This is a genomic window from Pseudomonas sp. GXM4, assembly GCF_008923895.1.
GTDB lineage: Bacteria > Pseudomonadota > Gammaproteobacteria > Pseudomonadales > Pseudomonadaceae > Aquipseudomonas > Aquipseudomonas atacamensis.
Genome location: NZ_WBRZ01000229.1, coordinates 1 through 8,593, shown reverse-complemented (window position 1 = coordinate 8,593; position 8,593 = coordinate 1). Strand labels below are relative to the sequence as shown.

The 8,593-nt window shown below is 59.4% G+C and carries 7 protein-coding genes; all 7 read right to left on the bottom strand.

The features are described from left to right. Positions 1 to 107 precede the first annotated feature (107 nt). Positions 108 to 1,478, bottom strand: a complete 1,371-nt coding sequence (locus F8N49_RS21860) for a TolC family outer membrane protein (protein ID WP_151552532.1) — start codon at positions 1,476 to 1,478, stop codon at positions 108 to 110. 2 nt (positions 1,479 to 1,480) lie between these two features. After that, positions 1,481 to 2,830, bottom strand: a complete 1,350-nt coding sequence (locus F8N49_RS21855; RefSeq protein WP_122706333.1) for an HlyD family type I secretion periplasmic adaptor subunit — start codon at positions 2,828 to 2,830, stop codon at positions 1,481 to 1,483. Continuing rightward, positions 2,827 to 4,602 (bottom strand): type I secretion system permease/ATPase, encoded by a 1,776-nt coding sequence (locus tag F8N49_RS21850; RefSeq protein ID WP_151552530.1) that lies wholly within the window; start codon positions 4,600 to 4,602, stop codon positions 2,827 to 2,829. The genes F8N49_RS21855 and F8N49_RS21850 overlap by 4 nt, the downstream gene beginning before the upstream one ends. A 180-nt stretch (positions 4,603 to 4,782) precedes the next feature. After that, the gene (locus F8N49_RS21845; protein WP_178117040.1) at positions 4,783 to 5,205 is read right to left on the bottom strand and encodes an AprI/Inh family metalloprotease inhibitor; all 423 of its coding nucleotides are present in this window, start codon (positions 5,203 to 5,205) and stop codon (positions 4,783 to 4,785) included. 91 nt (positions 5,206 to 5,296) lie between these two features. Beyond that, complete coding sequence (locus F8N49_RS21840) at positions 5,297 to 6,742, bottom strand: serralysin family metalloprotease (protein ID WP_071172538.1); 1,446 nt, start codon at positions 6,740 to 6,742, stop codon at positions 5,297 to 5,299. 463 nt (positions 6,743 to 7,205) lie between these two features. Beyond that, a complete protein-coding gene (locus tag F8N49_RS21835) occupies positions 7,206 to 8,291 on the bottom strand; it encodes a polyamine ABC transporter substrate-binding protein (protein ID WP_151552526.1) in 1,086 nt (361 codons plus the stop codon). Positions 8,292 to 8,346: 55 nt separating this feature from the next. Further along, a partial coding sequence (locus F8N49_RS21830) for a cupin domain-containing protein (RefSeq protein WP_151552524.1) occupies positions 8,347 to 8,593 on the bottom strand: 247 nt, incomplete at its 5' end.

Genomic DNA, 8,593 nt, shown 5'->3' with positions numbered 1-8,593 from the left:
TTCAGCGACCTGAGAAAAACAGTCGATTACGGATTCAGCACAGCTCGTTCAAGTCGGTGCATCTCGCCAATCTCCCCGGATCGGTCCCCTCTCCCCCTGGGAGAGGGTCAGGGTGAGGGCTGTTGCGCGACCACAAATGCTTCGTCCACCCGCGCCAGATCCTGCTCATTCAGCGTCCCGGCGTAGTAATGCAATTTGGTCCAGGCCATCAGGTAGTCGTAGCGAGCCTGGGCCAGGTCGCGGCGGGTGGTGAACAGTTGCTGCTCGGCATTCAACGCATCGAGATTGGTGCGTTCGCCGCCCAGAATGCTTTGTCGGGTCGAGACCACCAGCGCCTCGGCCGACTTCAGGGCCTTCTGATAAGCGCGCAATTTGTTCACGCCCGAGAGGCAGGCGCTGAACTGTCGGCGCAGTTCGATCAAGGTTTCGCGGGTCTTGCCATCCAGTTCGTACTCAGCCTGTTCCATGGTGCGGCTGGCCTGCCGTGTGGAGGCCGATACCCCGCCGCCGGCGTACAGCGGCACGCTGACTTCCAGGCCGATGGTGTTGGTTTCGTAGCGCTGGTTATAGGTGTTGCCGCTTTCGGACTCGTTGTCGCGCATCGAGGCATAAGCACTGACTTTCGGCAGATGCCCGGCGCGGTTGCGCTCGACTTCGTAGCGCGCCACTTCCACGGCCTGCCGCTGCGAAGCGAGGTTCGGGTTGTTGCTGATCGCCAGTTCATGCCAGGTGTCGAAGTTCGCCGGTTGCAGCGTGAACGTCTGGAATTGCTGACCAAGCGGCGCCAGATCGCCGATATCCACCGCCGGCACGCCGACCAGCGCCCCGAGCTCACGCAAGGCAGCATCCTGCTCATTACGCGCTTCGATTTCCTCGGCAGTCGCCAGCTCATAGCGCGACTCGGCTTCGAGAATATCGGTACGCGTGCCCTCGCCCTGCTTGAACATGTGTTCGTTCTGCTGGAACTGCTGTTCGTAGGCCTTCTTCTTCGCCTGGGCGATGTCGATCTGGTCCTGGGCGAACAAGGCTTTGGTGTAGTTATCCAGCACGCGCACCAACAGTTCCTGACTCTTGCCGCGAAAGGCTTCGTCGGCAAACAACGACTGCGCCACACCTTTGCGATACGCCGCGTAAGCCTCGTAATCAAGCAGCGGTTGCTGCACCGTGAGCGCCGAGCCGTAACTGTTGTAGTTGCGCTCATCTGTGCGATTGCGCGCACGATCATCCAGAGACGTCGCCTTGGACGAGTTGCGGCCCTTGTTGTAGGTGTAGCCGATACGAGGCAGCAGGCCGGCGCGGCCAATCGCGCGGTTTTCCAAGCCAGCATCGCGCTCCTTGATTGCACCGAGAAACACCGGATCGTTGCGCAATGCCTGCTCGTAGATCTCAAACGGCCCCATGGCCGCGACTGCCGCGTGACTCGCGAGCAGCGTCATTGCAGCTCCCAGCATGCAAAGCTTTTTCATACAGCCGAACATCCTTATTCCTCGGTCAACGCAGAACCGGCGCGATCGAGCAGCGGTTTGAACAGGTAGTTGAGGAGTGAACGCTCACCGGTGCGCACGAACATTTCCGCCGGCATGCCGGGCTTGATCACCAGACCGTTGAGCTTTTCCATCGCCTGATTACTGACGCTGCTGCGCAACACGTAATACGGCACGCCAGTTTTCTCATCGACCATCTGGTCAGCGGAGATCAGGCTGACTTCGCCGGGCACGCGCGGGGTTTTGCTCTGGTTGAACGCGGTAAACAGAATGTCCACCGGCAAATGCGTGCCGACCTTGTCGATCAGGTTGATCGGCAAGTGCCCTTCCACTTCCAGGGTGGTGCCTTGCGGAACGATCTCCAGCAGGGTTTCGCCCTGACGCACCACGGCGCCTTCGGTGTGCACACCGAGGTTGACCGCCACGCCATCGGCGGTGGCGAGGATCTCGCTGTGTTGCAGATCGAAACCGGCGGAGGTCAGCTGTTCGGACAGCGTCACGCTTTTCAACTGCGCATCGGCCAGTTGCGTGCGCACTTCCTTCTGGTATTCCTCGCCGTGCTGCTGCAACTTCAGGCGCGATTCAAGGATGCCCTGCTCCACGCGGCCGCTTTCACCGGTGTTTTCTGCCAGTTGTTGCTGCACTTGCGACAGTTGCCGCTGGTAGTCCATCAAGCGGTTGCGCGGGATGTAGCCGTTGTCGGCCAGCGGTTGCAGGTTGCTCAATTGTTGCTGCAAGGAACTGGCCTGGGCATTGAGGTCGCTGCGCGCGCGGCGCATGCCGGCCAGTTGCGCGGTGGCGCCTTCGATATTGGCGCGCAGTGCCGCTTGTTCTCGGGAGAACGCTTCGCGGCGGCTGCTGAACAGTTGCCGCTGGCCTTCCAGCACCAGCGCCAGGCGCGGGTCCGGGTCGTTGCTCAATTCAGGCGGAAAGGTCACTTGTTTGAGGTTGTCGCGCTCGGCCTGCCAGCGCGCGAGGCTGGCCCAAGCCATGCGGTACTGCGCCTGCAGCGATTGCACATCGGCGGCGACCTGCGTCTGATCGAGGCGGAACAGCGGCTGGCCCTGCTTCACGATCTGGCCTTCGCGCACCAGAATCCGGCTGACCACGCCGCTGCTCATCGACTGCACAGCCTTGCGTTTGCCCGAGACCACCACGGTGCCCTGCACTGGAATGCCCTGATCCAGCGGCGCCAGTGCGGCCCAAGTGAAGAAACTGCCAGCGCCGACGATGGCCAGAATCCAGCCCAGGCGCGCGAAGAATTTCGCATCACGCTCCGGACGTTCGGTGAGGTAGGCGTGTTCCATGTTCGCTTCGTTTTCAGTGTTCATGCTGGCGCTGCTCATACACCCGAATTCCTTGTCGTGGGCTGATACTGCCGGCTCATGCTGAGCCCGCCCGGTGCTTGTGCGGCTTTTTCGCGTTGCTGTTCCTGCTGACCGGAAAGTGCCTTGAGCACATCCTGACTCGGGCCGAACGCCTGCAAACGGCCACCGTTGAGCACGAGCAATTTGTCAGCCTGAGCCAGCACCGAAGAACGGTGCGTCACCAGAATCACCGTGGTGCCTTGCGCCTTGAGTTGCGCAATGGCGCTGGCCAATGCCGCTTCGCCGACGGTGTCGAGGTTGGAATTGGGTTCATCGAGCACCACCAGACTCGGCGTGCCGTAAAGCGCACGGGCCAGGGCCACGCGTTGCTTCTGGCCACCGGACAAGCCGCTGCCGTCCTCGCCCAATTGCGTGTCGTAACCTTGCGGCAAACGCAGGATCATTTCGTGAACGCCGGCCTGTTGCGCGGCAGCTACGACTTTTTGCGGATCGGCTTCGCTGAAGCGCGCAATGTTCTCGGCGATGCTGCCGCTGAACAATTCGATGTCTTGCGGCAGGTAACCGATGTAAGGACCAAGCTGATCGCGGTTCCAGCGATGAATATCAGCGCCGTCGAGGCGCACGGTGCCGCCCAGAACCGGCCACACACCGACCAGCACTCGAGCCAGCGTCGATTTGCCGGAACCGGAAGCGCCGAGCACACCCAGCACTTCACCAGCACTCAGATTGAAATTGACCGTGTGCAAAGTGGCTGCACGCCGCCCGGGCGGGCCGGCGCTGACTTGTTCGAAGGTGATCTGGCCTTTCGGTGCCGGCAGTGCCATCGCCTCGTCGCTGGGCGGAAACGCCTGCAACAGCGCATCGAGACGGCGATAAGCCAGCTTCGCCCCGCTCCACTGCTTCCATACAGCGATCAGTTGATCGATCGGGCTCAGCACGCGGCCCATCAGGATCGAACCGGCGATCATCATCCCCGCCGTCATGTCGCCCTTGATCACCAGCAACGCGCCCAGGCCCAGCACCAGGGATTGCAGACACAGGCGCAGGGTCTTGCTCAGCGAACTGATCACAGCGCCGGTGTCGCTGGCCTGGTTCTGCAAGCCGAGGAAGCGCGAATGCACCCCGAACCAGCGCTTGCGCAGCGAGCCGAGCATGCCCATCGCCTGAATGGTTTCGGCGTTGTGCAAGTGGCTGGTGGCCAACTGGCTGGACTGCTGGGAAAAACCGGCGGCTTCGCCCAGCGGTTTTTTGGTCATGTATTCGTTGAGGCAGGCCAGTGCGATCAGCAGCAACGCGCCCGCCGTAGCCAGCACGCCGAGCCAGACATTGAACAAGTAGATGACAAACAGATAGACCGGGAACCACGGTGCGTCGAAGAAGGCGAACAACGCCGGGCCGGTGACGAACTGGCGAATGTGGGTCAGGTCGCCAAGCGACTGCCCGGCGTTACCCTCGCCCTTGAACAGGTTGCGCTCGAACGCGGCCTGATAGACGCGCAGATTGAAGCGACGCTCCAGCTGGCTGCCGATGCGGATGACGATAAAGCTGCGGATCACTTCCAGCAGCCCGATAAAGGCGAAGAAACCGACCACCATCAACGACAGCATTGCCAGGGTGGTTTCGTTCTGCGACGACAATACTCGATCGTAAACTTGCAGCATGTAGATCGACGGCACCAGCATCAACACGTTGATCAGCGCGGTGAAACAACCGACGCTGATCAGAATGCTTTTATAGTCGCCCAATGCCTTGATTAACGGAGCGGTGGCAGGAGACTTCGCCATCTTCATTGATTCTTCCTGAATTCATGCCTCGTCATTACCGGACGAGCATTCCATTGATATTCCGCCTGCCTGCCAAAGATGACTTGCAAGTAGCGCTTACAATTTCATAACAACTTGACCGGATGCCGCGCTTATAACGCACGACCACTGGCTTATATCAACTTTCTTTCACCCGCCAACCATTGCCTACTGCGCTGCGCGCTCTAACGTAATAAGCAGTTCGGCGCTCAAGGCCTTTGTATAAATGCCATCACGCTGGCGGCTGAAGAAGGCGATCCTCGAACCTTCCTTGCCGGTGATGGAAATGCCATCGGGCTCTGGAAACCAGCCGATTGGCGCTTCGCCCAACCACGCGGCCAGACATTGAGTGCCCTCGCCCAAGGTCTGGTTCGGCGCAAGCTCGACCAGGCAAGTGTTCGAGGGTTTGTCTTGCATCACCCGCGTTTCGGGTGTGTCGCTGTGACCGGTCAAAGTGGCCTGCCAGCGCCCGGCGAATGCCGAGGGTTCTTCGAGTCTGAGGCTGCTTGCCATGCTTGTCGCTCCGGTCATCATCAGCGTGACTGCCATCAGCCATGCCATCGTCGTGTCAGTTAAAACGTATCGAGTCATAGGAAATTTCACTTCCGCTCGTAGCCTTGCTCGGGGATCAGGCCGATGCAAGCGAAGAAAGCGACGCACGAGGCGCCGCTTTCCTTTCACATCACGCCACGATGTCGCTGGTCGCAGCCTGGCCCACGGTGCTGACGATGAAGTCAGCCACGCCATGCCCGGAGAAATCCACCGACAACAGGCTATTGCCGCCCGACGAGGTCAACACTGCGTCGCCGGCCGAACCGGTGAAGCTGTTGACGAAGTGCAGGCCCGCACCGTTGGTGATGCCGGTCAGGTCGATTTTGTCCAGACCGCTGACGAAATCGAGGATCTGATCGATCGCACCCGGCTTGGAGTCCGAGCTGGCGGCGAACACGAAAGTGTCCGAACCGGCGCCGCCCCACAGCTTGTCTGCACCGCCAGCGCCGTAAAGGATGTCGTTGCCGGCACCGCCCTTCAGCTCGTTGGCCACGCTGTTGCCGATCAACAGATCGCTGCCCGAACCACCAATCGCGTTCTCGATGACCGCACCCTTGGCGATCGACACGTTGCCGACCATGCCGCCAACGTCGGAGAACGAAGCGCTGTTGAGGTTGATCTTCTGGTTTTGGGTGAAACCGGAGAAGTCCAGGGTGTCCTTGCCGCCGGCATCCCACACCGAGAACACCACTTTGTCGCTCGCCGACGACGCGCTGAGGAAATCGCGGCCGGTATTGGAGTTGAAGCCGTAGGTGGTGTCGCCGGTGCGGGTGGTGGTGTTGGCGCCGTAGAGCTTCTGGATGGCGGCGATGTCGTCCATCAGCGGGCCGGACGAGTAGGCTTCGACGCCGGCCTTGCTGAAGTTCTGGTTGGTGTTGCTCTCGCTCCAGTAACTCATGACGCTGTAGCCTCGGGTGTCCTGGCCATAAGTCGCGTCGTTATAGGTCGGGTTGCCGTTGCCGGCGTTGTAGTCGCCAGGGTGAGCAAGGCCCAGGGTATGGCCGATTTCGTGGGTCAGGGTCTGACGACCGTAGTTGTTCAGATCCGGGTTCTTGTTCTGCGTGTAACCGCTGTTGATCAAGTACCACGAAGTCCCGTCATAACCGGCCCCGGTACCCGGCAGATAGGCAAACGCCGCAGCGCCATCCTGGCCACCGCTGTAGTTACCGAAGGTCATGTGCCCGTCGCCGCCCGAGGCTCTCTCGGTGAAGGTGACATTGGCCACGTCGGCCCAGGACTGCATGGCGAGCTTGGCCTGCGCCTGCTGCTGCGCGCTGAACTGACTGAACCCGCTGATGCCGTGCTTGTTCATCGTGCTGTTCGAAGCCGACGTCAGGAACGTATAGGTGAGTTCGATCTTGCCGCTGCCGTCCTTGTCCTGGTAGGCAGCGCCGTCACGCAGCAATTGCGTAGCCGCCTGGTCGACGGTGTACGAGGGTTTGCCATTGACCGTGAGGTTGCCGCCGCGGTCGTACTGATGGCTGAAGCTATTGATCTGGTTGTACGCCGAGCTGAAGGCAGCCAGCTGGAAAGCCTGTTCGGCGGAATCAACAGCATTGGTTTTAACTTTCGACATAAACACACTTCCTTGTTTAGCAATGGAACAGTTTTTGTCCGACAGGACGATCTTTGGCGAGATCGTCCTATCACTCGCCCAATGAAGGCGTAACGAACCTGACACAATTGGAAATCTGTCGTAAAGAGTTTTTTTGCGATCCAATTTGGCTATATCAGGAAACTGCCGTAAACAAAGCGCGCGGGGAGAAAAGATTGTTTTTAGTTGCGATGAGGGTGGAAATTGTCTGACGATTTTCTATTTAAATATTAAATATCGGTAAGTTGGGATTTGTTGGGCAAGTCACATTTTCAGTCAGGCGTGCCAGTGCTTTGATATCAACTATGCTGATTCATTGAATAACAAATGTGGGAGCGAGCCTGCTCGCGAAGGCGCCAAGCCAGTCAACATAAGTGTCGAATGACAAACCGCTTCGCGAGCAGGCTCGCTCCCACAGGGGTCTTGTACGTTGGCCTGAAAAAACTCAGCTACCGGTGCGAATCTTGTTCCACACCCGTGTCCGGATCCGGTCGATATTCAGCGGCATCGCCTCCAGCGCAAACAGCTTGCCCATCATTTCCGGGCTCGGGTAAACCTTGGTGTCGTTCTTGATCGCCGGGTCGATCAGTTTATCGGCTTGTTCGTTGCCATTGGCGTAATGCACGTAATTGGTGATGCCGGCCATGACATCGGGGCGCAGCAGGTAGTTCATGAAGGCGTAGCCGGCCTTTTCGTCCGGTGCGTCGACGGGCATGGCGACCATGTCGAACCAGATCGCAGCGCCCTCCTTGGGAATCGCATAACCGATCTCGACGCCGTTCTTGGCTTCCTTGGCTCGGTTCTCCGCTTGCAGGATGTCGCCGGAAAAGCCCACCGCTACGCAGATGTCGCCGTTGGCCAGGTCACTGGTGTACTTCGAAGAATGGAAGTAGCTGACATAGGGCCGCACTTTCATCAACAGGGATTCGGCTTTTTTGTAGTCTTCGGGATTTTTGCTGTGGTGCGGCAGGCCCAGATAGTTGAGCGCCGCCGGGAGCAGTTCCGGGCCGTTGTCGAGGATCGCCACGCCACACTTCTGCAGTTTTTCCATGTACTCAGGCTTGAAGATCAGATCCCAGGAATCCACCGGCGCGTTGTCGCCCAGCACCGCCTTGACCTTGGCAATGTTGTAGCCGATACCGGTGCTGCCCCAAAGATACGGAAAGCCGTGCTCGTTGTTCGGGTCGTTGGTCTGCAAGGCCTTGAGCAGCGCCGGGTTGAGATTCTTCCAGTTCGGCAACTGACTCTTGTCGAGTTTCTTCAGCGCCCCGCCCTGAATCTGCCGCGCCATGAAGTGGTTCGACGGAAAAACCACGTCGTAACCGGATTTACCGGTCATCAGCTTGCCGTCGAGGGTTTCGTTGCTGTCGTAAACGTCGTAGGTGACGCCGATGCCCGTGTCTTTCTGGAAATTCTTCGTGGTGTCCGGGGCGATGTAGTCGGACCAGTTGTAGACCTTGACCGTCTCGGTCGCGTGACTGACGGAAGCGGCCAGCAGCAGCGGCGCCAATGCGAGGGTTTTCTGGATCATGGGGCGATTCCTGTATGGGCTTTTTTTGTTGGCAGGCAATCAAAGGATCAAACAATCAGAAAATCAGCACGTAGCTCTTGCGCACGGTTTCCTGGATATCCCAGATCCCGAGCGTGTTGGCTGGCAACATCAGTGCATCGCCGCCTTGTATGTGCAGGGCTTCGCCGCCACCGTCGGGGGTGAAGGTGCAGCGCCCGGAAATGAAATGGCAGAACTCCTGCGCGGTGATCTGCCGCCGCCAGCGGCCTGGGGTGCATTCCCAGACGCCGGTTTCGACACCGTCGTCGCGCTCGACACTGGTG

Excerpts from the sequence above, each read along its gene's own strand:
- F8N49_RS21860 (WP_151552532.1), bottom strand. The coding sequence starts at position 1,478 with ATGTTCGGCTGTATGAAAAAGCTTTGCATGCTGGGAGCTGCAATGACG.
- F8N49_RS21850 (WP_151552530.1), bottom strand. The coding sequence starts at position 4,602 with ATGAAGATGGCGAAGTCTCCTGCCACCGCTCCGTTAATCAAGGCATTG.
- F8N49_RS21855 (WP_122706333.1), bottom strand. The coding sequence starts at position 2,830 with ATGAGCAGCGCCAGCATGAACACTGAAAACGAAGCGAACATGGAACAC.
- F8N49_RS21835 (WP_151552526.1), bottom strand. The coding sequence starts at position 8,291 with ATGATCCAGAAAACCCTCGCATTGGCGCCGCTGCTGCTGGCCGCTTCC.
- F8N49_RS21845 (WP_178117040.1), bottom strand. The coding sequence starts at position 5,205 with ATGACTCGATACGTTTTAACTGACACGACGATGGCATGGCTGATGGCA.
- F8N49_RS21840 (WP_071172538.1), bottom strand. The coding sequence starts at position 6,742 with ATGTCGAAAGTTAAAACCAATGCTGTTGATTCCGCCGAACAGGCTTTC.